Annotated in this window: 21 protein-coding genes, 1 tRNA gene and 2 pseudogenes; 19 read left to right on the forward strand and 5 right to left on the reverse strand. The window is 60.6% G+C overall.

Annotation, left to right across the window (positions count from 1 at the left end; all coding sequences use genetic code 11):
* Window positions 1–26: 26 nt before the first annotated feature.
* The gene (gene earP, locus AQ12_RS05105; RefSeq protein WP_082151412.1) at window positions 27–1,094 is read right to left on the reverse strand and encodes an elongation factor P maturation arginine rhamnosyltransferase EarP; all 1,068 of its coding nucleotides are present in this window, start codon (window positions 1,092–1,094) and stop codon (window positions 27–29) included.
* 73 nt (window positions 1,095–1,167) lie between these two features.
* Between earP and uvrC the strand changes: the two genes are divergently transcribed.
* From uvrC to AQ12_RS05160, 11 genes are all read left to right on the forward strand, one after another.
* A complete protein-coding gene (gene uvrC, locus AQ12_RS05110; RefSeq protein ID WP_048438798.1) occupies window positions 1,168–3,180 on the forward strand; it encodes an excinuclease ABC subunit UvrC in 2,013 nt (670 codons plus the stop codon).
* Between the two features lie 28 nt (window positions 3,181–3,208).
* On the forward strand, window positions 3,209–3,775 hold the full coding sequence (pgsA, locus tag AQ12_RS05115) for a CDP-diacylglycerol--glycerol-3-phosphate 3-phosphatidyltransferase (RefSeq protein ID WP_048438799.1): 567 nt from the start codon (window positions 3,209–3,211) through the stop codon (window positions 3,773–3,775).
* Window positions 3,772–4,683 carry a DMT family transporter gene (locus tag AQ12_RS05120; RefSeq protein ID WP_048438800.1) on the forward strand — a complete coding sequence of 304 codons (912 nt, stop codon included), beginning with the start codon at window positions 3,772–3,774 and terminating at the stop codon, window positions 4,681–4,683. The genes pgsA and AQ12_RS05120 overlap by 4 nt, the downstream gene beginning before the upstream one ends.
* Window positions 4,684–4,705: 22 nt before the next feature.
* Window positions 4,706–5,602, forward strand: a complete 897-nt coding sequence (locus tag AQ12_RS05125; RefSeq protein WP_048438801.1) for an alpha/beta hydrolase — start codon at window positions 4,706–4,708, stop codon at window positions 5,600–5,602.
* Window positions 5,599–6,696 (forward strand): tartrate dehydrogenase, encoded by a 1,098-nt coding sequence (locus AQ12_RS05130; protein WP_048438802.1) that lies wholly within the window; start codon window positions 5,599–5,601, stop codon window positions 6,694–6,696. The genes AQ12_RS05125 and AQ12_RS05130 overlap by 4 nt, the downstream gene beginning before the upstream one ends.
* 265 nt (window positions 6,697–6,961) lie before the next feature.
* Window positions 6,962–7,252 carry an HU family DNA-binding protein gene (locus AQ12_RS05135; RefSeq protein WP_161798981.1) on the forward strand — a complete coding sequence of 97 codons (291 nt, stop codon included), beginning with the start codon at window positions 6,962–6,964 and terminating at the stop codon, window positions 7,250–7,252.
* Between the two features lie 17 nt (window positions 7,253–7,269).
* Window positions 7,270–7,345: transfer RNA gene (locus AQ12_RS05140), tRNA-Val, on the forward strand.
* Between the two features lie 66 nt (window positions 7,346–7,411).
* Window positions 7,412–9,337: a SurA N-terminal domain-containing protein gene (locus tag AQ12_RS05145; protein WP_048438804.1), complete on the forward strand. Its 1,926-nt coding sequence runs from the start codon at window positions 7,412–7,414 to the stop codon at window positions 9,335–9,337.
* Between the two features lie 4 nt (window positions 9,338–9,341).
* Window positions 9,342–10,268, forward strand: coding sequence for an ATP-grasp fold amidoligase family protein (locus tag AQ12_RS05150; RefSeq protein ID WP_048438805.1), 927 nt, complete (start codon window positions 9,342–9,344; stop codon window positions 10,266–10,268).
* Between the two features lie 14 nt (window positions 10,269–10,282).
* On the forward strand, window positions 10,283–11,239 hold the full coding sequence (locus AQ12_RS05155) for a hypothetical protein (protein WP_048438806.1): 957 nt from the start codon (window positions 10,283–10,285) through the stop codon (window positions 11,237–11,239).
* A gap of 297 nt (window positions 11,240–11,536) precedes the next feature.
* Window positions 11,537–12,937, forward strand: coding sequence for an integrase family protein (locus AQ12_RS05160; RefSeq protein WP_082151417.1), 1,401 nt, complete (start codon window positions 11,537–11,539; stop codon window positions 12,935–12,937).
* Between the two features lie 230 nt (window positions 12,938–13,167).
* Here AQ12_RS05160 and AQ12_RS22665 read toward each other — a convergent pair whose 3' ends face one another.
* From AQ12_RS22665 to AQ12_RS23505, 3 genes and pseudogenes are all read right to left on the reverse strand, one after another.
* Window positions 13,168–14,082, reverse strand: a complete 915-nt coding sequence (locus AQ12_RS22665; RefSeq protein WP_152682678.1) for a hypothetical protein — start codon at window positions 14,080–14,082, stop codon at window positions 13,168–13,170.
* The gene (locus AQ12_RS05170; RefSeq protein ID WP_369798973.1) at window positions 14,075–15,625 is read right to left on the reverse strand and encodes a hypothetical protein; all 1,551 of its coding nucleotides are present in this window, start codon (window positions 15,623–15,625) and stop codon (window positions 14,075–14,077) included. Before AQ12_RS05170 ends, AQ12_RS22665 begins: the two co-directional genes overlap by 8 nt.
* Window positions 15,626–15,661: 36 nt before the next feature.
* Window positions 15,662–15,751: pseudogene (locus tag AQ12_RS23505) on the reverse strand (hypothetical protein); the annotation flags it as partial.
* Between AQ12_RS23505 and AQ12_RS23110 the strand changes: the two are divergent.
* A complete protein-coding gene (locus tag AQ12_RS23110; RefSeq protein ID WP_193387960.1) occupies window positions 15,714–16,190 on the forward strand; it encodes a hypothetical protein in 477 nt (158 codons plus the stop codon). The pseudogene AQ12_RS23505 and the gene AQ12_RS23110 overlap by 38 nt on opposite strands.
* Here AQ12_RS23110 and AQ12_RS05175 read toward each other — a convergent pair.
* Window positions 16,083–16,527 (reverse strand): annotated as a pseudogene (locus AQ12_RS05175) (ATP-binding protein); the annotation flags it as partial. The gene AQ12_RS23110 and the pseudogene AQ12_RS05175 sit on opposite strands and share 108 nt — an antisense overlap.
* Before the next feature lie 482 nt (window positions 16,528–17,009).
* Here AQ12_RS05175 and AQ12_RS05180 point away from each other — a divergent pair.
* The 7 genes from AQ12_RS05180 to AQ12_RS05210 all read left to right on the forward strand — a co-directional run bounded on the left by AQ12_RS05180 (window position 17,010) and on the right by AQ12_RS05210 (window position 21,562).
* Window positions 17,010–17,753, forward strand: coding sequence for a hypothetical protein (locus AQ12_RS05180; RefSeq protein ID WP_152682679.1), 744 nt, complete (start codon window positions 17,010–17,012; stop codon window positions 17,751–17,753).
* A gap of 137 nt (window positions 17,754–17,890) precedes the next feature.
* Entirely contained in the window at window positions 17,891–18,103 is a 213-nt protein-coding gene (locus AQ12_RS05185; RefSeq protein WP_048438810.1) for a hypothetical protein, read from the forward strand.
* Window positions 18,103–18,366 (forward strand): hypothetical protein, encoded by a 264-nt coding sequence (locus tag AQ12_RS05190; protein ID WP_048438811.1) that lies wholly within the window; start codon window positions 18,103–18,105, stop codon window positions 18,364–18,366. Before AQ12_RS05185 ends, AQ12_RS05190 begins: the two co-directional genes overlap by 1 nt.
* A complete protein-coding gene (locus AQ12_RS05195; protein ID WP_048438812.1) occupies window positions 18,363–18,830 on the forward strand; it encodes a CHC2 zinc finger domain-containing protein in 468 nt (155 codons plus the stop codon). Before AQ12_RS05190 ends, AQ12_RS05195 begins: the two co-directional genes overlap by 4 nt.
* Entirely contained in the window at window positions 18,823–20,334 is a 1,512-nt protein-coding gene (locus AQ12_RS05200; RefSeq protein ID WP_048438813.1) for a YfjI family protein, read from the forward strand. The genes AQ12_RS05195 and AQ12_RS05200 overlap by 8 nt, the downstream gene beginning before the upstream one ends.
* A 591-nt stretch (window positions 20,335–20,925) precedes the next feature.
* Complete coding sequence (locus tag AQ12_RS23115; protein WP_193387961.1) at window positions 20,926–21,117, forward strand: hypothetical protein; 192 nt, start codon at window positions 20,926–20,928, stop codon at window positions 21,115–21,117.
* Window positions 21,118–21,172: 55 nt separating this feature from the next.
* The gene (locus tag AQ12_RS05210; RefSeq protein ID WP_053076559.1) at window positions 21,173–21,562 is read left to right on the forward strand and encodes a hypothetical protein; all 390 of its coding nucleotides are present in this window, start codon (window positions 21,173–21,175) and stop codon (window positions 21,560–21,562) included.
* Window positions 21,563–22,355: the final 793 nt, after the last annotated feature.

The following is a 22,355-nucleotide window of genomic DNA, read 5'->3' on the forward strand; positions in this document are numbered from 1 at the left end:
CGAAACAGCCCCATGCGCAAAGCCTCTTATTTTAGCTTATCCACGAAGCGCAGCAGCTGCGTGACCAGTTCCTGCTGGTCGAGCAGCCGGTTTCTGGCCGCTTTGGCACAAGGCGTCCACGCTTGCGGGTCGATGCGGGGCAGGGCGGGCTCGACGTCGTTCCACGCGAGATGGAATTGGCGCAGGCGTTGCGGCGCATCCATCCAGTCCAGAAACGCTTGCAGCTTGGCGTGATGCGCGTCGTCGTCCTGGGGATAGATCTGCCAGATGAAGGGCTTGCCCGCCCAGAGCGCACGCACCAGTGAATCTTCACCCCGCACGAAGTTGAGGTCGCAGGACCACAGGAGGTGATCGAAGTCGGTTTGGGTGAGAAGGGGCAACCACCGGATGGACAGGTGACCTTCGGCATTCCACTGCGGATCCTGCGCATTCAGCACATCAATTGCCGCGCGGGCGGCGACGCTCGCGCGTCCCGCAGTGACGAGCAACTGCGTCGGGTGGGCGTCTGTGGCCAGTTGAACTAGCAGCGCCTTCAGCTGTGGGGGCTCATAGCAAAACAGGCTGAGCCGGCGCGCGTTCTCAACCAGACTCACGCCGATGGAGCCAAGCCAGCGTTGCGCGTTGAATTGCGCTTGCCGTGCCTCAAGGTCAGGCTCACGAAGCAGGCCGCCGGTTCCGGGCGTGAAGCCCGGGTAGAAAAAGTGCTTGGTCATGCCCGCGGCGGGGCCTGCCAAAACAGGCGACGGAAGTCGGTGCGTGCGTTCGGCAAAAGTTTCTGCCGTGAGGTACTCCAGATTGATCCAGGCAGGTCGCTGCGCACGCCTTGCCATCGCCGCCTGGAACTCCTGCTCCATCTCGCAGCCAAAGCTTTCGATCACCAAGTCACCGGGCTCTGTTGCCGGATTCACGCACAGTGCCCAGTCGCGCACCTCTACACCGCGAGCGCCTGCTGGTGCCATCCACACGAGCGCCGATGCGTCGTCAACCCACAGGCGCACCGACTCGCCCAGCGCGCCCAGTTGAGCGGCCAGCCGCCAGCACACGCCGATATCGCCGTGGTTGTCGATGACCTTGCAGAAGATGTCCCAGAGCATGTGTGCTGCCAAAAATAGGAAATGGGCGGGTGGGCCGGGGATTGAAGCGAAGATTGTCCACAATAGCCCCCGTATGTCCGACACGCATTCCGATCAGCTATTGGCCGAAGTGGCCGCGCTCCCGAACCTGCCGGGGGTCTATCGCTATTTCGATGCCGATGGCGGCGTGCTGTATGTGGGCAAGGCGCGCAACCTCAAAAAGCGCGTCTCCAACTATTTCCAGAAGAGCCACGGTGGCACGCGCATCGGCCACATGATCAGCAAGATCGCGCGGATGGAGACCACCGTCGTGCGCTCCGAGGCCGAGGCGCTGCTGCTCGAAAACAACCTCATCAAGGCGCTCAATCCCCGCTTCAACATCCTCTTTCGCGACGACAAGAGCTATCCGTACCTGAAGATTTTCGGCACCGACAAGCAGGTGGCGGGCGACCCATCGGTTGCCAGCGCGTCTGCATTCCCGCGCGTCGCTTATTACCGGGGTTCGGTTGACCGCAAGCATCGGTATTTCGGGCCGTACCCCAGCGCGTGGGCTGTCAAGGAGTCGATCCAGCTGCTGCAGAAAGTCTTTCGGCTGCGCACCTGTGAAGACACGGTGTTCGCCAATCGGACCAGGCCTTGCCTGCTCTACCAGATCAAGCGCTGCTCCGGCCCTTGCGTCAACCTCGTCACGCCCGCCGACTACCAGCACGACGTGAACAACGCGCAGGCATTCCTGCAGGGTGAAACGCAAGCGGTGCTCACGCAGCTGGAGTCGCGCATGATGCAGCACGCCGACAAGCTGGAGTTCGAGCAGGCGGCCGAGTTGCGCAACCAGGTGGGCGCGCTGTCGAAGGTGCTGCACCAGCAGTCGGTGGATACGGGTTCGGACAAGGACGTGGACATTCTTGCGGTGAAGGTGCAGGGCGGTCGCGCATGCGTCAATCTCGCGATGGTTCGCGGTGGCCGCCATCTGGGAGACCGCGCGTACTTCCCCACGCATGTCGAGGACGCAGCCGCTGTGCAGGATTTCGACGATCTCGCGGACAAGGGCATGGGTGCATCGCCACCGCTACCCGTCGAAGTGCATGTGCTCGAAGCTTTCATTGCGCAGCATTACATCGGCGTTCCCGTGCCGCCCGCGCTGATCACGAGCGAACCCGTGAGCCGCGAACTGATCGAGGCGATCAGCGAGCAGACCGGCGTGCGCGTGACGGCTGTCCACAACCCCCGCGAGCAGCGCCGCCTCTGGCTGGAGATGGCGCAAAAGAACGCCGGCATCCAGCTGGCCCGGCTGCTGGCAGAAGAGGGCTCGCAGCAGGCGCGCACGCGTGCGCTGGTCGATGCCCTGGACCTTGCACCAGACAACATCGACACGTTCCGCATCGAGTGCTTCGACATTTCGCACACCGCCGGTGAGGCCACGCAGGCTTCATGCGTCGTGTTTCACCAGCACAAGATGCAAAACAGCGAATACCGGCGCTTCAACATCGCAGGCATCACGCCCGGCGACGACTATGCGGCGATGCGGCAGGTGCTGATGCGGCGTTACTCCAAGCTGGCGGAAGTAGGGCGCGACCCGCCGGATGCCTCTCCTCCAATTGATTCGCCGGAGCAGCCCGAGGTCAAGCGGCCCAGCCCTGGTCGAGGCGGCGCATTGCGGCTTCCGGACCTGGTGCTGGTCGATGGCGGCAAAGGCCAGGTGAGCATGGCGCGCGAGGTCTTTGCCGAACTGGGGCTGGACCTGGCGGTGATCGTCGGTGTCGAAAAGGGCGAGGGGCGCAAAGTCGGCCTGGAAGAACTGGTGTTTGCAGACGGACGCGAGAAGGTTTACCTGGGCCGCGATTCGGCCGCGCTCATGCTGGTCGCGCAGATCCGCGATGAGGCCCACCGGTTTGCCATCACTGGCATGCGCGCGCGCCGGGCCAAGGTTCGGGTCGGCGGCAGCAGCCTTGAAGAGATTCCCGGAATTGGCGCCAAGAAGCGCGCGCGCCTGCTGCAACGGTTCGGCGGGGTGCGTGGCGTGGCGTCGGCCGGCGTGGACGACATTGCCAGCGTCGAAGGAATTTCGCGCGAGCTGGCCGAAGAGATTTATCGCGCGCTCCATTAGTGCCGTTGGCTCGTGCCAGAATCGGCACATGTTCTTCACGATCCCGACGATCCTGACCTGGACGCGAATTGTCGCGATTCCATTGATCGTTGGGGTGTTCTACCTGGGCCTCAAGCCCGAGGTGCAGAACCTCATCGCCACCGTGATGTTCGTCGTCTTTGCAGCCACTGACTGGCTCGACGGATTCCTGGCGCGCAAGCTGAACCAGACGTCGGCATTCGGCGCTTTCCTCGATCCGGTTGCCGACAAGTTTCTCGTCTGCGCATCTCTGCTGGTTCTGGTCCACCTGCAGCGCACGGATGTTTTCGTCGCCCTCATCATCATCGGCCGCGAGATCGCGATCTCGGCGCTGCGCGAGTGGATGGCGAACATCGGGGCGTCCAAGAGCGTGGCTGTCCACATGCTGGGCAAGGTCAAGACGGCGGTGCAGATGACGGCCATTCCTTTCCTGCTGTTCGACGGTGTGCTTTTCGGGTTCATGGACACCGGGGTCTGGGGCACCTGGCTGCTGTGGATCTCCGCAATCCTCACGGTCTGGTCGATGGTGTATTACCTGCAGAAGGCGCTGCCCGAAATCAGGCGAAGGGTGAAATGACCGGCGTTTCGGGTCAGGCCGGACAAGACCGGCACGCTGCGCTGGTGCGTGCCATGCCCATCGTCTTCGTGCTGATCTGGAGCACCGGTTTTATCGTCGCCCGCTACGGCATGCCCCACGCGCCGCCCATGAAGTTCCTGGCGATGCGGTACTTTCTTTCCGTCGTGTGCTTTGCGGTCTGGGCGTTCGTGGCGCGAGCCGCCATGCCAGTCAATCGCCAGCAAGTGGGGCATCTGGCCATCACCGGCGTCCTCATGCATGCGGGTTACCTGGGCGGCGTTTGGGCTGCCGTCAAGCTCGGCATGGGCGCGGGCCTGGCAGCGTTGCTGGTCGGCCTGCAGCCGGTGCTGACGGCGGTATGGGTATCTTCCTGGGGCGGTTCTGTTTCGAAGCGGCAGTGGGCCGGCCTGGCGCTTGGCCTTCTGGGGCTCGCACTGGTGGTTTGGCAAAAGCTGGGCATCGGCGAAATCCATCCGCTCAATTTTTCACTCGCATTGATGGCGCTGGTGAGCATCACGGCGGGGACGCTGTACCAGAAGCGTTTCGTCACGCCTTGCGATGTGCGCACGGCGAGTTTCGTGCAGCTATGCGCAGCATTCGCAGTCACCATGCCTTTGGCGTTGCTGGAAACCGAAGCCATGCGCTGGAACGGCGAGCTGGCCGGTGCGATGGCGTGGTCGGTGCTGGCGTTGACGTTGGGCGGCAGTTCGCTGTTGTACCTGCTGATCCAGAAAGGCGCGGCCACTGCCGTGACGAGCCTGCTCTATCTGGTGCCGCCGTGCACCGCTGTGATGGCAGCCATTCTTTTTGGGGAAGCCATCACGGCGTTCACCGTCGCGGGAATGGCGCTCACGGCAGTGGGCGTCAGTCTGGTGGTGCGGACCCCCGCGCCACACGGGTCTTCCTGAAGTTCGCAAGGACAATCGCCCGATGCTGGAGCAGTTCGAAGCTTTCGAAGTCAACCGTGGGGCGGTTCGCCTGAACGCCTGGCGAAGTGTGAATGCCGTATCGGGCCGACCCCTGCTGCTGCTGCACGGCCATCCGCAGACGCATGCGATGTGGCACCTGGTGGCCCCTGAACTGGCCAATGCCCGGCCCGTCGTGATGATGGATCTGCGCGGCTACGGCGACTCTGCGCGACCGCCTGCCGGCGAGGGCAGTGCGGCCTATAGCAAGCGCGAAATGGCCTTGGACGCCATGGCGGTGATGCATGCAGCGGGCTTCGATCAATTCGACGTGCTCGCCCACGATCGTGGCGCTCGTGTAGCCCATCGGCTCGCGGTGGATCATGGCGCAGCCGTGGGGCGGATGATGCTGCTCGACATTGCGCCGACGCTTGCGATGTACGAACAAACTTCGCTGGCATTTGCTCGCGCGTATTGGCACTGGTTCTTCCTCGTGCAGCCTCCGCCGCTTCCCGAAGCATTGATCGAGTCCGACCCGGTGCGTTACCTGCGCAGCGTCATGGGCAAGCGCCATGCGGGCTTGGGCGCTTTCGCGCCCGAGGCGCTGGCCGAATACGAGCGCTGCATCCAGATCGAGGGAAGCGCCAGAGGCATTTGCGGCGACTACCGTGCAAGCGCCGGCATCGACCTGGACCACGACCGCCAGGACATCGCGGCGGGGCGGCATGTGGAGCAACCGCTTCGCGTGCTGTGGGGCGAACATGGCGCCGTGGGCGCATCATTTGACGTTCTTGCGCTCTGGCGCGAACGTGCATCGCAGGTCAGCGGGCGAGCGTTGCCCTGCGGCCATTACATCGCGGAGGAGGCACCCGGCCTCCTGCTGCAGGAAGCAACCGGATTCTTTGAAGGAGCAGGACCATGAGCAACAGCACAGGCAAGAAGCGCATCGCAGTCATTGCAGGCGACGGCATCGGCAAGGAGACCATGCCTGAGGGCGTGCGTGTGATGGAAGCAGCAGCGTCAAAGTTCGGCATCGATCTGGCGTTCGATCATTTCGATTTTTCGAGCTGGGACTACTACGAAAAGCACGGACAAATGATGCCCGACAACTGGAAGGACCTGGTCGGCGGGCATGACGCGATTTACTTCGGCGCTGTGGGTTGGCCCGAGAAGATCGCCGACCACGTTTCGCTGTGGGGTTCGCTGCTGCTGTTCAGGCGCGAGTTCGACCAGTACGTCAACCTGCGGCCGGCGCGACTCATGCCCGGCATCATCGCGCCCGTCGTGCGGCGCGACGGCAGCGCACGCGAGCCCGGTGAGATCGACATGTACATCGTGCGCGAGAACACCGAGGGCGAGTATTCGTCGATCGGCGGACGCATGTTCCCCGGAACCGAGCGCGAGATCGTCATGCAAGAGACGGTGATGTCGCGCATCGGCGTTGATCGTGTGCTGAAGTTCGCGTTCGAGCTGGCCAGGTCGCGGCCCGAGAAACACCTCACCAGCGCAACCAAGTCCAACGGCATTGCGATCACGATGCCGTACTGGGACGAACGCGTCGCCGAAATGGCGAAGTCCTATCCCGACGTGAAGGTGGACAAGTTCCACATCGATATCCTGACCGCGCACTTCGTGCAACGCCCGGACTTCTTTGATGTGGTGGTCGCCAGCAATCTCTTTGGCGACATCCTCAGTGACCTGGGCCCGGCATGCACCGGCACCATCGGCATTGCACCCAGCGCCAACCTCAACCCTGACCGCCTTTTTCCGTCGCTCTTCGAGCCCGTGCACGGCTCGGCGCCGGATATTGCCGGGCGCAATATTGCCAACCCGATCGGGCAGGTGTGGTGCGGCGCGATGATGCTCGACTTTTTGGGGCACAGGGATGCGCATGACGCCGTTCTCCAGGCCATCGAAAAGGTGCTGGACCCCAGGAGTGGCGCACCGAGAACCGGGGATATCGGCGGCACCGCGAGCACAACCGACGTGGGGCGTGCCATAGCCGCCGCGTTGTAAGCAGATGCACGATGCGCGCACCGATTTTCTTGCGCAGTGCCGCACAAAAATCGGGCGTGCTTCGAACTGGGACGGCACGAAAAGCGCATAGAATCCGCCTCCGCGCTGTTGTATTGCTGCCCCCGTATTGACACCGTCAGACCGCATCGCTTTAATCGGTCGGTGGCTTGCAAGGCTCTCCCGGAACGCACCTTCAATGCATTCCCCGGCAGCCCTGCTCAACAAGCCCAATTGATTTTTCAAGAGACACACTGTCCATAATTCTCTGTACGAGGGGCCCCTTGTGAACAAGACTGAACTGATCGAGCACATCGCAAAGCATGCGGACATCTCCAAGGCCGCGGCTACCCGCGCACTTGAGTCGATGATCGGCGCCGTCAAGACCACGCTGAAAAAAGGCGGGTCGGTTTCGCTGGTGGGTTTCGGTACGTTTGCAGTCGGAAAACGTGCAGCGCGAAGTGGTCGAAATCCCCGTACTGGCGCTGCGATTAAAATCAAGGCCGCCAAGGTTCCAAAGTTCCGTCCCGGCAAGGCGCTGAAAGATGCGCTGAACTGATGGGGCCAGTTAAGGTGGGGTGCTTAGCTCAGCTGGTAGAGCAGCGCCTTTACACGGCGTAGGTCGGCGGTTCGAGTCCGTCAGCACCCACCAAGACCCAAGCGAAGGCGAACGATTTGTTCGCCTTTTGTTTTTTTCGAGAGATTCGAGACTCCACTCATGTTTGAATTCGTTCGCAAGCACAACCGGGTCATGCAGTTCCTGCTGGTCCTGCTGATTTTCCCGTCGTTTGTCCTGTTTGGCCTTGAGGGGTACAACCGCTACAACGAACAGGGCGAGGCCGTTGCCAAGGTCGATGGCCGCGAGATCAAGCAGTCGGAGTGGGATGAAGCCCACAAAAAGGAAGTCGATCGTGTCCGATCGCAAAACCCGGGCCTCGACGCCAAGATGCTGGACACACCGGCATTCAAGTACGCGATGCTCGAGCGCATCGTTCGCGACCGCGTGATTGCTGCGGCAGCAGACAAGGCGCACCTCACAACGACGGACCAGCGCCTGGCGCGCGAGCTGCAAAAGAACGAAATGATCGCCTCGATGCGCGGCCCTGATGGAAAGCTCGACATGGCGCGCTATCGCGCACTGCTTGGCGCCCAGGGCATGACGCCTGAAATGTATGAAGCCGGCGTGCGCGCCGATCTGTCTGCCCGTCAGTTGTTTGCAGGCGTCAGTGGAACGAGCTTCGCGACACCGCAGCAAGCGGCCCTGTCGATCAACCCGTTCTTCGAAAAACGCGAAGTGCAGGTGGCCCGGTTTGCACCGGCCGAATTCGCCAGCAAGGTCACGATCACTGATGCGGACCTCGACACCTTCTACAAGGCGAACCCGTCGATGTTCCAGACCCCGGAGCAAGCCAACATCGAGTATGTGGTGCTGGACCTTGAGACGGTCAAGAAGGGGATCACGCTGGCCGAGCAGGACGTCAAGAGCTACTTCGAGCAGAACCAGAAGACGGTTGCCGGCCAGGAAGAGCGCCGCGCCAGCCACATCCTGGTGCCGTTGGCAAAGGGTGCAAGCGAAGCCGATCGCGCGAAAGCCAAAGAGAAGGCGGATCAACTGCTGGCTGCTGTGAAGAAAGCACCCGACAGCTTCGCGGATGTCGCCAAAAAAGAATCGAAGCACGAAGAGACGGCAGCCAAGGGCGGCGACCTCGACTTCTTCGTGAAGGACGCGATGCTGCCTGCGGTCGCGAATCTTGCGTTCTCGCTCAAGAAGGGCGAGATCGGCGGACCTGTCGAAAGCGAGTTGGGCCTGCATATCGTCAAGCTCACTGACATCAAGGCAGCGCCCAAGCCCAAGACATTCGAGGAATCGCGTACCGAACTCGAAGCAACGCTGAAGACGCAGCAAGCCCAGCGCAAGTTCGCCGAGAGCGCCGATGCGTTCAGCAACACGGTCTATGAGCAAGCTGACAGCCTCAAGCCTGTTGCCGACAAGCTCAAGCTCGAGATCAGGACGGCATCCGGTGTGCGCCGCACCCCCGCGGCCGGTGCCACAGGTCCGCTGGCGTCAGAGAAGTTCCTGAATGCGCTTTTCGCGCCGGACAGCGTGGACAAGAAGCGCAACACCGAGGCGGTCGAGGCGGGACCCAGTGCCCTGGTCTCGGGACGCGTCGCGCAGTACATGCCTGCGCGGACCTTGCCGTTCGCAGAGGTCAAGGAGCAAGTCCGCGAGAAGCTGGTGGCCGCACGTTCTTCCGAACTGGCAAAAAAGGAAGGCATGGCAAAGCTGGCTGCCTGGAAGGCGGCGCCGGCGACGGCCACGCTTTCACCCGCTGTGACGCTCTCGCGCCAGGACGCAGCCAATCAACCGCAGCCACTGGTCGAGGCCGCATTGCGTGCCGACCCGGGTGCATTGCCTGGTTTTGTCGGGGTTGACCTCGGAGCGCAGGGTTATGCGGTCGTGAAAGTCAACAAGCTGGTCGCGCGCGAGAACCCGACCGATGAAGTTGCAAAGCAGGAGCGCCAGCAGTATTCGCAGTGGTGGGCAACCGCAGAAGGCATTGCTTATTACAACCTGCTCAAGGAGCGCCTGAAGGTCACGATCAAGGCGCCAAAACCTGAGATGGATCCGCTGCTCACGAAGTGACGCGATGGCGCTGTCGCACAACGGGCTCGAGGCCACCGATGCGTTGCAGGCGCTGCTCGATCAGGCATCGGCGCTTCGCACCGATGGCCGGGAAGCCGACGCTATCGCCCTGGGCCCCGACATCCTTCGCGCTTACTACGAGGTGGAGCAGGGGCGCCCGCTCGACCGTGCCAACGCGTCAACCTTCACCGAGAAGCTCTACCGCCGCATGCTCGATGTTCACGAGAGCGGTTGTCCCGTTTACTCAACCCTGTCCGACAAGATCAGGGTGCGCGACCATGTGGCGAGCCGTATCGATGAACGCTTCCTCACACCGCTGCTGTGGACCGGCGACGATGCACGCGAGATCCCCTGGGAGCGGCTTCCGGGCGAAGTCGTGCTCAAGTGCAATGAAGGTTCTGGCAAGGGGGCGCTGCTCCTTTCGCCCTGCGATCACGGCGCGGTAGAAGCGATGGCCGCTGGCTGGCAAGCCGAGTCGTTCTACTGGAGAAGGCGCGAATACCACTACTGGGATGTTCCGCGCCGGCTGCTGATCGAGCCTCGCCTGGATGACGGCCATCCTGACGGACCGCTCGATTACATCTTTTTCTGTTTCGCCGGCGTACCGAGACTGCTTCAGGTCGGCAGCCGTTCGCACACGATCCACCGCTTCTTCACGCCTGACTGGGAGCCCATCGAGCTGACCTACCGCAAGGAGTACCTGGCGCCGCCGATCCCACGGCCAGCCAAACTCGATGAGATGCTGGAGATCGCGGCAACGCTGTCGTCCGGATTCGATTTTGTGCGTGTGGACCTTTATTGCTGCGGTACGGACATTCGCTTCGGCGAGATGACATTCACGCCCTGTGCAGGCAGAGTTCTATTCCAGCCGAAGGAGTGGGACGCCCGCGTAGGCGAGTGGTGGCGTTACGAGGGATTACCCAAGGGGTGAGCGGGAAGAGCGCGTTGATTGCACTGACCACGTACTACAACCCGTTCAAGGGCGAGCGGCGCCGGCACAACTACCAGGTCTTCCGTGAAAACCTCGGCGTGCCCCTGGTGACAGTCGAGTGGTCCCCTGATGCCCGCTTCGACCTGGGCGAGTCCGATGCGGACGTGATGATCCGCATCAGTGGCGGCGACCTCATGTGGCAAAAGGAACGGATGCTCAATCACGGCTTGTCGCGCATCCGCGCTGACCGTCTTGCAGGCGACGTTGCGATCCTGGATGCCGATGTCGTCTTTGCAGACGCCGATTGGCATCTGCGTGTGGAAGACGCACTCGATGATTGCCCTATCGTGCAGTGCCACTCGTGGGTCGATTACCTTCCAGAGTTGCCACCGACTGTGCGCAGCCGCTGCGACCTGGTTTCGCAGGCACCCGAGAGCTCGGTTGGATCGCTTGCCTTTGCACTGGCGCAGAAGGGCTCGTTGTTCACCACTGACGTCGCGACGGCTAACGCAATGGCGATCACCCGTGCGGTTTCTCCCGCGGGCGGGCCGGGAATGGCGTGTGCTGTGCGGCTGGCGGCATTGCCGGATTTCGCCCTGTACGACGCCAACATCGTCGGTGGGGGAGACCTGGTGCTGGCAGCGGCAGTCACCGGCAGGCTGCAAGAGCTCTTCAGTGTGCGTCACTATGCGCCGCGCCATCAAGCCGATGTCATGGCCTGGGCGGCGCACTGCCTGCCTGGGCATCCAGATCAACAGCGCCTGGGCTATGCGGACAACAGGGTGATGCACCTGTGGCATGGCACGCTGGAGGGGCGCCAGTATGGGGAACGCATGAAGATTCTGGGTCCGCGCGGCTACGACCCGGCTGTCGACATTGATCGTGGTCTGGACGCGTTGCGGTTCATGCCGCGAGCAACGGAGCTGAAAACCGTGGTGGAGGCGTATTTGCGTTCGCGCAATGACGCGTGACTGCCGACACGGGCACAAAAAAAGAGGGCTCACACGTTTGTGAGCCCTCTTGCTAGGTACCAAAAAATCTGGGGTGGCTGATGGGGCTCGAACCCACGACAACAGGAATCACAATCCTGACTTTTTAGTATTTTCGCCTGTTGATTGCTATCTATACAATCAATGAAAATCAACAACTTACGAGTTTTCAGCGGGGAAATCGAAAACAAGAGGCGTTGATTAATATTCCTCGAAATTCACAAAAAGTGGCTACATGGTGGCTACATGGATTTTTGGCAACCTAAAAGGGTGCAGGCCATGGCAAGAAAACCCAAAAGCGACACGCTAGATTTGAGCGGGGCCCACAACCTGACCGTCGAGGTAATCAAGTGCTTGGCCTGCCCAGTTGGGAAGTCTCAAGCATTCCTGCGGGACAAAAAAGGCAACGGTCTACGGGTGCGCGTGACTGCTGCTGGCGCGAAATCATTCGTGTTTGAAGCCAAGCTAAACCGGCAGACCATTCGCCGCACCATTGGGAACGTGGGCACATGGGGCATCGATGCCGCCCAAAAGGAAGCACGCAAGCTGCAAACCATGCTCGACACTGGCGCAGACCCGAGAGAGGTAGAACGCGAGCGCATGGCCGTCGATGCCGCGAAGAAAACCGCCGCAAATGTCAAAGCCCAAGCCGACAAGTTGGCCGCGGTGACCGTGGGCGAAGTGTGGGCTACATACATAGAGGAACGCCGCCCGCTCTGGGGGGAGTTGCATTACCGCGACCATATCGACAAGGCCAAGGCCGGGGGGCTACCGTCTGGCCGCCGTGGTGGTGGCAAGCAATTGACCAAGCCGGGGCCGCTGGCTTCATTGATGCCGCTGGCATTGCGGGACATTACCCCGGCGAAAATCGAACGGTGGGCCGCCAAAGAAGGCAAAACCCGCGCATCGTCTGCCCGTCTTGCGTGGCGACTGTTGACCGTGTTTCTAACATGGTGCGCGGAACAACCGGAATATGCCGCCCTGTTACCCGCAAAGAACCCAGCCAAGACAAAAAAGGCCCGCGAGTCGTTGGGCAAGGCCAGGACTAAATCGGACGTGTTGCAGCGCGAACAGTTGGCCCCGTGGTTTGCCGCCGTGCAACAGCTTGAAAACCCGGTCATATCGGCCTGCCTGCAAATGATGCTGCTGACTGGCGCGAGGCCGGGTGAAGTGCTGGCGCTGCGCTGGGAAGATGTAAATACCCAATGGAAGGGAATCAGCATCCGCGACAAAGTAGAGGGAACCCGCGAGATACCAGCAACGCCCTACATCCTGCACCTGCTGGCAGCCCTGCCCCGCCGCATGATGAAAGACAAAAAGACTGGCAGAGAGGTGCCTAACCCGTGGGTGTTTTCCAGCCCCACCAGTGCGACCGGATGCCTGACTGAGCCCAACACGCCCCACACACGCGCCTGCAAAGCTGCCGGACTTGAGGGGCTGACCTTGCACGGGCTGCGTCGTTCGTTCAAAAGCCTGACTGAATGGCTGGCAGTGCCCGTGGGAGTGGTGGCGCAGATTCAAGGCCACAAGCCCAGCGCGACCGCTGAAAAGCACTACACCATCCGTCCCTTGGAACTCCTACGGATTCACCATGAGCGCATCGAGGCGTGGATTCTGCGGCACGCGGGGATTCAGTTTGACGCGGACGCCACCACTGGCAAACTTCGGGTGGTGAAGTAACGCCCCGAGGTAGTCAATTGCGATACCGCTCCCAGACCCGATCGTTTCGGCTTGCGACGCGTTGCCTCGGCTCGGATTTTCAGAAGAGTGGGGCATGCCAACGGCTCAGCAGCCTGCCGACGGATTCGTCGGTGGCGGAATCGAAGTGCACGCCACGCGAGTGACGAACGAGTACCTTTACCCAGTCTTCGCTCTCGCCGGCATGGCATCGGACGTTCGCCCGGGATGATTCAACTCCGCCCAGCTCCAATGTTCCGGTGCGTGCGAGCAGGCGCATTCATGAACACCTTCAGCAAGGGGTCAAGTTCAGCACGGCTCATCCAATGCACATGATTTAACTTTCCGTCTGTCGACGTATCAAATCCGTAGTCAAACTGCAGCCCACTTCGCGTTCCCAGCAGATAGCGAGGATGATCATGGCGCGGCGCAATATCCTCGATCACATCAAATTCGAAATCGATGTGCAGAAGCCCGGCCTCCTCTGCGATGCTGTACGCGGCGGCAATCAATTCGGTGCCGGACTCATCATCTTCAAGACCAACCTTTCGAGACACAGTGAGTCGAAAGCGCTCGAATCGCTTCGACTCGGTCGCGTTCTGTAGAAGCGCGCGCAACACATCACTACGCCGTCGATCGGCAGTCCATCGAGTCCCTTGCCGATCCCGATGCCGCAGTCGGAAGTATGGGTCGACGAGGCAAACCACGGGAGAGGTGAAGAACAACGGCCGCGCTGCTTTTGCATAAGCTCCAGCCGTCCTAGGAATGTGATCAGCTCTGGAATCGGGAAGGGAGTCGGGCGATGCAATCACAGAAGGAAGGGGCTCAGCGGACGGCGGACAGCCACTCGCACCGATCAGCATCTTGACTTCCTGCCTCAACTTGTCCGCATTCTCAATCCACGGTAGCCCGGGTACATAGCGAGAACTTGCCGGCAGGAGCGCGTGGCGAATCCGCGTCTTGGCTTCTTCACCTCTCATCGCACCGAGGTCAGATCGCTCGGCTAAATTCCTCCTAAGGTCATCAAGCCAATTCACCGGAAACTCGGCAATGAATCGCCCCTCACCGACGTCAAAAAGTCTGAGGAGGAATCCTAATTCAAGGGCATTCGACGGTGCCGACGGGTCAACCCCGTAGAGCTCATTCATCGAACAACTCCTTTCCGCGCTCCTCAAAAAATCCACGAGGCCAGTGGTCGATGAAGTCCCCTTCGGATGAAACGCGGATTTCTCTGACCCTCGTTGCCCCATCTGGCTGGGGATCGAAGTAGAGGACGCAAATCTGATCGGGCTTCAGTGCCATACCCGATGCAGTGGGTCGGCGGCCCTGGCTAGTTTCACGGATTCGACGCAAGCACCTCAGCAAGACATATTCACTATGCGTTTCCACGACGTGCCGGAAAAGTGGGTGCTGGGCACGCTCGACCAGAACATCCCCCAAGGCCGATTGAAGGGCTGGATGAAGATGAAGTTCAGGCTGCTGAGAGAAACTGAATTGGCCGTGCAGCTTGCACAACACCGGCACGACGCAACTAATGCCAGTCCCCACGTCCTCGAAGGTCAGACGACGGGCGCCCTTGTCGATGAGAAAACAAGTGACCAGGTATCCCAAAAAGCCATCCTTGGACACGGGATTAGCGGCCTTACGTGCAGCCTGGGGTTTGACTCCTGCCTGTTGAATCTCAAAGATCTCGGCCGCGATCTGGAATCCCTGGTCAATAAACAGGTGATCCGAAAGGCACCGGTTAACGAATTGGTGAAGCGACTCATCAATGTCGAATCTCGAATCGGGACTACCGGCATGAGCAGCTTCGGCATCCGCGTCCAACGCGCGCCTGACAACTTCTTTCAGCGCCAAGGTTTTCCCGGGTCGGTGCTTCTTCTGTTGCGTTGACTTTGCTCGCTTCATGTCCTCTAAAAAGGACAGGGCAATTACACGGATCGCCGCAGAGGGCGATGCCTTTTTACCCAAGTGCTGCAACGCAACCATTGGCGGATCTGTGGGATTCCAATACCGCGCCTGAACCACGCTTAACTCATCATCGTGGATCAATCCTCGGTCAGCGAACGCGACCCGTCGATCGACCCCTACCAAGCAACCTGCAACCAAGCCGAGCAACAGGTCGGCAAGTCTTAGAACCGCCGCCTCGAGATCCCCACTCGTTTCATCAAGATACGGGCGGCGGAGACGGAGCGGACCCCGCACAAGCTCTGCATCAACTACGAGCCGACCTTTGCGGTCGTAGCCCACGGACCCGTCAAGTTCGTTGAGATACTTGCAGACCCGATCTCCGAAGAATGACGAAGCCAGTTTTACAAGGTAGGCATCCTCCACAATGGATTCAGATTCATATTTGCACTCGAGGACTTTCTTCTGATCAATGAGTAGCTCCAATTCGGTGAGGCCAAACTCGCCGGAGAGTTCGCCCATCGTCAGCCTAATGTCGAGGAGATGGGGACCCGGTGTCCACCACTCGTTCCCCCCTTGTAGATTGTTGTCGCGGATCAGCCATTCGGGCAATTTTTGATGTACATCCGTGGCGACGAGCTCGTCGAGTCGGGCGTAAGTCTTAAAAGTAGCACCCACCACCATTGTTGCCGCGGCTGCCCCCGCTTCTGTGCGAACCCATCGCCCGGCACTATGCTCGGGCTTTAGGAAAAATTCCTCCAAGCAGCGAAGCGCATCGATCATGCTGCTCTTGCCAGCCGAGTTCGGGCCATAAATGAAGGTTAGGGGCTTGAGAGGAATTTCGACTTCGTCCCGGATAGCTTGAAAGTTCTTGAGCCTTATTGCCTCGAGTGACGACGAAATATGCATCTGGCACCTTTGTCAACAACTTCAGCCTGACTTTCGAACGAATGATCAGGAGGCGCGGATCCGCTCCGCTTCGACAGTCATCCTCTTTCGATTGCGCATTTCAGCGATCGTGGACGGCTATTTGAGTCTGATCGTGGACGGGCGGGCGAAGCGCGCAAGCGAGGGACTCAATATATCTCAATCGTCCACGATCAATTTCAAACGGGTCTGCGCGAAGCGCTCGTTGGAGCTGCGCGGTGCAGACTTATCCACGGCGACGGGCGTCGCTTGCGATGAATGCACGACGAGGTGGGCAAGTCGTCTTTGGCGCTCGCACGGTGGTGTTCGGGTGTCATTTGTCTTCGGCTGTCTCGCGCAGCGTTTTTCCTTTGAGCTCGACCTTGTAGCTGCTGTGCACCGCGCGGTCCAGGATCGCGTCAGCGACCGTCGGGTCATCTAAGTGGGTGTGCCAGGCTTTGACCGGGCGCGGCTGGTAATCAAGGTCGAGCGGCTGCCAAGACGATCATCCAGCACATCCAGCAGAGCGTTACGCTCGGCCGCGCCCATCGGAGAGATCGCCAAGGCGTCGATGACCAGCAAATTCAGCTTGGCCAGCTGCGTAAGGCGCCGCGCGAAGCTGCGATCCCCGTGAGCGCCTTGCAGTTGATCGAACAGGCGCGCCGCGCCGCGCGGGTGTACAGCACCGGGAAGCCCGAGCGCGCCGCCTGATGCGCCAGCGCACAGGCCAGCCAGGTTTTGCCGCATCCGGTGGCTGCGGTGATCAGCAGATTCTGCGCATTGCATCCGCGGCCACGTGGTGCGGTGATGCTTTGGTCGTCGCCTCGCAAGTGGAGGCGCCCGCGAAATGGGGTAGGCCGCGAAAATGGGATAGGCTGCGATCGCCCCAGCTAGGTCCGCGAACCGAAAAGCGGGAAACCTTCACCCGCCTGCTGGGGCACCCGATGAAGGCAGCACTTTGAAGGGGTGCGAATTGGAATACACGGTGAGAGTTTGGGTGGCAATGCACGGCGATGTCATCCCGCTTATCTACGTTGCCGAGGCTATGGCAAAGCATGCTGCAAGCGGATATGGGGCGCTGCCTCTACATGGGCCAACTTTAAAGTCGCTACGCCCTGCACGGATCTCCTTACTGCTACACGCTGCCAACAAAGGACTATTGACCGTATGCGATGGCCAAGGCCGTATTGCCAGTGCGCAAGAACTAATTGAAGCAGCTCAAATACCCCCTGCCTCGGACGCGACCGACACTCTTCTTCTCTTGCACGCGAAGTCGGAACACTTGGTTGCGTGGGGGAAGACCACTGGCGATGTCTTTCACTTCGTTGACAAGCCGGGAAAGGTGGACGTATGGGACCTAAGAAATGAAGCGGGCGAGGTCATCGAGGCGGGATATTTTCGTGGTTCTGTTGGGGGTGGTGAATTCTCGCAGCCCGTGGATGCACCAGAAACACCGCCGCCGGTCACACCGCCGGGGTACTACACGCTGCACGAGGCCGTCAAATCGATTGCAGAACAGCGAGGTTGGAATGACCCGTCGCGGGACACTCTGCTCAAGCAATTCATGCAAGCAGCGCGCGATGGAACGATGACCGTTCGACATCCGCACACGCTCGCCCCATACCGCCCGGAGACGGTGCGCGACTTTTATGAATTGGTAACGCCGCAGGATGTGAACGAATGGGCCACCGATGGTGGGGTGCCCTGGCGCTGGGAGGTAGAGCAGTTCGCGCCTCAGGACGGGGCACCCGAACCTGCGCGCAAGGCCCCACCCCCCGAAACACCCGCGCAACGGCGGGCTCGATTGCTTAAATGGCATGGCGAAGCAGGTGGAGGTCGCGGCGCATTGGAGCGTGTTTTCGAGCGAGAGCTCGCTGAAAACCCGAAAGCCGACCGTTCATCCATTGGCAAGCAAGTCAAGAAGGCCAAACAGGAACAGGCTGATCTCAACGGAGCCGAGCGGTGGCAGTCGGCACTGATACGAGACGGCAAGCGACCGAAGTGATTTACCCGGAACATACCCGGAACATACCCGGAACCGTGTTCAGTTCACCAATGAGAAGCAAGCGGGAAACGTACCCGGTTTGACGGGGGTACATACCCAAAAAATCTACTTGAGTCACTTTGAAAGGAAGGTGACCCATGCAGAAGCAAACCGTTCAACTATTCCCGCCGCTGGAAGCTGTGACGCGCCCCACAGTGGATACCGCCGCCGCCGCCTACTACCTCAATCGCAAGCCGCAAACACTTAGGTGCTGGGCGGTCTATCAGAACGGCGCGGTAAATCCAATTCGCATTTCTGGGCGGCTGGCCTGGAAAACTTCAGACCTGCGCCGTGTGCTGGGGCTTGCGTGATGTTGGCCGCAGACGTGCAAAAGCCCGACGGCAATCGGGCTCTTGCTGAAACTACCAAATCTAACTACTCCGCCACTATACGCACCCGCGACGGTTTCGTGAAGACCGATGCGACGTTGATTGCCCAGCTTGCGCTGGCCGGGCATGGGGTTCACTGCGGCGCCTGTGGCGGCTACACGGTGAGCAAATGGGGATACAGCTACTTCGCCCAGGACTTGGCCGCTCTGCGGGACTTCGCTTCCAGGCTGGGGGTACGGTCATGAGCTTCGACCGCACCAGACTGCCGGACCCCGCTACCTACTACACCGACCAAGGCCTGAACCTTTCGGGTCCGCGCACTGCCAAGTGGAAGACCACGGCTTGCAACTTCCACCATGGCAGCGACTCCCTGCGCGTGAAGATGGACAGCGGCGCCTGGATTTGCATGGCTTGCGCTGCAAAGGGCGGAGATGTCCTCAGCTACCACATGCAAATGCACGGTCTTGAATTTGTCGTTGCCGCCACGGAGTTGGGGGCATGGGTGGACGACGACAAACCGTCAAGGCTCCAGAAGCCGACACCACTGCCGGCCCGAGCTGCTCTGGAAGTACTCCAACAAGAGGCCATGCTCACTGCAGTGGCCGCCGCCAACGTGGGTCGCGGTGTCGTTCTCTCAGATGCCGATCGAAATCGCCTGCTGCAAGCCGCGGGTCGCATCAACCGCATCGTGGAGGTATTCCATGAGTGACGGTTTGGAAAGACACCTGGCGGCGCTGGACACTGACATTGAACGGCAGCCTGGGCCGCGTCCGTTGCCCCCGGAGCTCCAAGCCGTGCCGGCATTTCCACTCACATCCTTGCCCGATTCGATTCGCCCCTGGGTCCAGGACGTCTCTGAGCGCATGGCGTGCCCGCCCGATTTCGTGGCGGTGCCGATGCTGGTCGGCCTGTCGTCACTGGCAGCCCGGAAGCTTGCCGTTCGTCCGCAGCAGAAAACCGACTGGGAGGAACGCGCGAACATGTGGGGACTGATCGTTGGCCGGCCAGGCCTGATGAAAAGCCCCGCACAGTCTGCGGCGCTGCTTCCACTACGCGCCATGGAAGCAATGTCGGGCGAGGTCTACCGTGATGCGGTCAAGGACAACGATCAGGCGCTTAAAGTAGCCAAGATCCGCCAGCGGGCGCGCGAGGTAAATGCGGCTGCAGCACTAAAGAAGAACCCTGAGGCGGCGTTTCAACTTGAATGCAGCGTCGAACTGGAGTCTCCGAAACATGAACGCTTCGTAGTCAATAACCTGACCTACGAATCAGCAGGGGCCATCCTTGCCGACAACCCGGGCGGCATACTGTTGGAGCGCGACGAGATCGCCAGTCTGTTGCGAAATCTGGCCCAAGAAGAACAGGCCGAGGCGCGCGGGTTTTATCTGCAGAGCTGGTCGGGGGGGCCGTATCTGTTTGACCGAATCGGTCGGGGGCATATCCGCATCGATGACTTGCGAGTCAGTGTGATCGGTGGCATCCAACCGGGCCCCTTGTCTCGCCTGATCAAAGATGCGCACCGGCATGGTTCAGATGGCTTGCTTGAGCGCTTTGTGATCGCATGGCCGGACGACCCAGGTCAGTGGCGCGAGGTCGATCGCTGGCCCGACAATGTAGCCAAGAAGTGCGCGAGAGAGGCGTTTGAGCGAATCCAGCAACTGGACACAGTGCAACTCGGCGCGGAGCATTCACAGCTAGATGGCAATGGCTTGCCGTTTCTGCGGCTTGCGGTTGATGCCAGGACCCTGTTCGTGGAATGGCGCACCGAACTGGAAGGCCAATTGCGGGGTGCCAGCGGCGGGGCATTGCTTGAATCAGCGCTATCCAAGTTCCGCAAGCATGTGCCGGCATTGGCCTTAACCCTCCATCTCGCTGCTGGCAAGACGGGTCCGGTGGACATGCAGTCGCTGGCCCAATCGCTGGAACTGGCCGATTACTTCCAGGCCCATGCTAGTCGGGCCTATGCCAGCGGCATTCGGCCAACCGTGAAGGCCGCCAAGGCCATCTTGGTCAAGATCAAGACGGGCGCTCTGGAGCCGTCTTTCACGGCGCGCAAGGTGTATCGGTCTGGATGGGAAGGATTGAATGACCGCGAGACGGTCGAGGCCGGGCTGGACATATTGTTGGAATACGGTTGGCTGATGGAGTCCGTTTTCGCCGACGGCGGGCGGCCGACCACGTTGTACAGCCTGCGGCCCGGAGTACAGCCATGAGCCGGTGGATGCTCAGGGCCGCGGAAATCGGCGCAAACGCGTCCACCCCCGCGACTGTCAAAACTGCCAAAACCATTGACGGCCCGAGCATCCGGCCGCTTTTGTCCGTTGTGTCAGTCCGCTACCCGGACCCGTCCGGTGATGCGTGCGACCTTGTGTCTGTTTTGTCAGTACCCCAGGAGGGCACGTTTCAGAAAACATCGGTAGGTCAGCGCGGCGACTGGCACGGCCGGGGTTGGGTATGGAACGAGAACGAGACCCAGACTTTCATGGTCCGTCAAGCCCGATTCCACACGCTGGGCCTGCCTAGTGGCCTGGCCGAAGAACTAGCCGACCAACTTGTCGCTCGTGACCGCGAGGGGGATGACCGCCGTCTTTGCGTCGAGTGCAGACACTGCTGCGCTGGCCCACGTTGCGTCAAACAACTGGCTGTGCTCGATGTCTTGCAGCGCTGCGATCACTTTCTACCGCCCGTCAACTGATTAAGGGCCCGATCATGAAGACGACCACACAAGATACCAACCTCGTTCCGATCCCAGCCCACGTAGAGGATCAGGTCGAGGACCGCGGACTCAAAGGGTATGAGGCTACATGCTGGAGCGGCTTTCCCGCTACGAAACGCACCTGGACCGCAAGTTTGAGCGCACTTTTGGCAATGCTGATCAAGCTAAAGGACCTCCGGGGCAGCCGCGCAGCGTGAAAGCATGCGTACTTTCCGGCATTACAAAAAACACTCAGATCCCAGCATCCATGCCGGTTTCAGCCTATTCCATGGGTATTTAGAGTCCCAGGTTGTTTACAACTGCCAATTGATTTCGGCAAAAAGCGGAGAGTAAAAATGGGTGGACGCGGAAGTGGACGGCGCAGCAGCTACAGCTGCAAGCCGCACACCAGTGACTCCATGCCGCTGGACATTCGCAGGATCAGCCGTGAGGGCTTGCTGGTGCCGGGGACTACCTTTAGCTGGCAGTGGCTGGTGGACGACCGTCAGGTGGCAGGCATCAGCGTTCGGGTGGACTTGCAGGGCATGGTGCTTTCCTACCGCATGAAGTGCACCGGCGAAGTGGTCGAGCAACGGGTGCAGACGCAAACTTCACCTTGTCACCTGGGCGGTCAGCGCCACTGGTTCACCTGCCCACGGTGCAGCAAGCGGGTGGCAGTGCTTTACGCGCCAGGTCGGTACTTTGCCTGCCGCCAGTGCGGCGGGCTGGTCTACCCCACACAGTAAGAAGGCGCAGGGGACCGGGCATCCAGCCGAGCCGACAAGCTGCGCAAACGCCTGGGCTTGGAGGATGGAATGTTGAAAGGCAGTGGCGGTAAGCCCAGAGGCATGCACTGGAAGACCTACCAGCGACTCAAGAGCCACCACGATGCGCTGGTGCAGGTCAGCTTGACATCGGCCGCAAGCTGGGCTTCCTGCATCGGTTGTTGCAGCCGTGATTCTGTTTCGCAAATTACCCCTTGCCGATCTGGATGCCAGTGCCGAGCGCCTCGGTTGTCGCAGGAGGGGCAGCTAGCAAAGTTCCGAGCGGGCATTAAACGGATGAACCAAGACTGGACGGCTCGTCAGGGCGAATGAAGAGATTTGAGGCCGCTGTAGCAATTGCTGGACGATGCGGTTGATATTGCCTTTCACGAGTCTCCATGCAGCTCGTACCTACAACGAACCATAGCGCGACGGCACGTCATACTTGATGGTGTCACCGCTGGAGTTCATGGGGTGCCCGTTCAAAGGCCGTTTTGTGGAAGCCAGATCCGCAGGTGCTACGGCAACAGCGGGTCGCGAGGTGCCTGTCGCCCGTGGCGAACGCGATACACGTGGATCGAGGCCACAACTTGGAATCGGCAGCCTGTTGCCGGGGCTTGGCATTGGGCCTGAGAAGCTGTTACGCCGCAGCAAGTACCCGTTGAACTACCGACACCGTCGCTAACCTGGCTGTAGCCTCCGACTTGTGAGGCTCACTGCATGAGCCGTCGGTTTCGGTGATGCCCGGAGTGCGGCGCGACATCTCGCTTGCCTG

Origin of the sequence: Caenimonas sp. SL110 (assembly GCF_001044395.1) — a bacterium.
Lineage (GTDB): Bacteria > Pseudomonadota > Gammaproteobacteria > Burkholderiales > Burkholderiaceae_C > Ramlibacter.

Excerpts from the sequence above, each read along its gene's own strand:
- AQ12_RS05185 (WP_048438810.1), top strand. The coding sequence starts at position 17,891 with ATGCAGAAGCAAACCGTTCAACTATTCCCGCCGCTGGAAGCTGTGACG.
- AQ12_RS05190 (WP_048438811.1), top strand. The coding sequence starts at position 18,103 with ATGTTGGCCGCAGACGTGCAAAAGCCCGACGGCAATCGGGCTCTTGCT.
- pgsA (WP_048438799.1), top strand. The coding sequence starts at position 3,209 with ATGTTCTTCACGATCCCGACGATCCTGACCTGGACGCGAATTGTCGCG.
- AQ12_RS05125 (WP_048438801.1), top strand. The coding sequence starts at position 4,706 with ATGCTGGAGCAGTTCGAAGCTTTCGAAGTCAACCGTGGGGCGGTTCGC.
- AQ12_RS23115 (WP_193387961.1), top strand. The coding sequence starts at position 20,926 with ATGCTGGAGCGGCTTTCCCGCTACGAAACGCACCTGGACCGCAAGTTT.
- AQ12_RS05170 (WP_369798973.1), bottom strand. The coding sequence starts at position 15,625 with ATGATCGATGCGCTTCGCTGCTTGGAGGAATTTTTCCTAAAGCCCGAG.
- AQ12_RS05195 (WP_048438812.1), top strand. The coding sequence starts at position 18,363 with ATGAGCTTCGACCGCACCAGACTGCCGGACCCCGCTACCTACTACACC.
- AQ12_RS05145 (WP_048438804.1), top strand. The coding sequence starts at position 7,412 with ATGTTTGAATTCGTTCGCAAGCACAACCGGGTCATGCAGTTCCTGCTG.
- AQ12_RS05120 (WP_048438800.1), top strand. The coding sequence starts at position 3,772 with ATGACCGGCGTTTCGGGTCAGGCCGGACAAGACCGGCACGCTGCGCTG.
- AQ12_RS05150 (WP_048438805.1), top strand. The coding sequence starts at position 9,342 with ATGGCGCTGTCGCACAACGGGCTCGAGGCCACCGATGCGTTGCAGGCG.
- earP (WP_082151412.1), bottom strand. The coding sequence starts at position 1,094 with ATGCTCTGGGACATCTTCTGCAAGGTCATCGACAACCACGGCGATATC.
- AQ12_RS05210 (WP_053076559.1), top strand. The coding sequence starts at position 21,173 with ATGGGTGGACGCGGAAGTGGACGGCGCAGCAGCTACAGCTGCAAGCCG.
- AQ12_RS05200 (WP_048438813.1), top strand. The coding sequence starts at position 18,823 with ATGAGTGACGGTTTGGAAAGACACCTGGCGGCGCTGGACACTGACATT.
- uvrC (WP_048438798.1), top strand. The coding sequence starts at position 1,168 with ATGTCCGACACGCATTCCGATCAGCTATTGGCCGAAGTGGCCGCGCTC.
- AQ12_RS05130 (WP_048438802.1), top strand. The coding sequence starts at position 5,599 with ATGAGCAACAGCACAGGCAAGAAGCGCATCGCAGTCATTGCAGGCGAC.
- AQ12_RS22665 (WP_152682678.1), bottom strand. The coding sequence starts at position 14,082 with ATGAATGAGCTCTACGGGGTTGACCCGTCGGCACCGTCGAATGCCCTT.
- AQ12_RS05160 (WP_082151417.1), top strand. The coding sequence starts at position 11,537 with ATGGCAAGAAAACCCAAAAGCGACACGCTAGATTTGAGCGGGGCCCAC.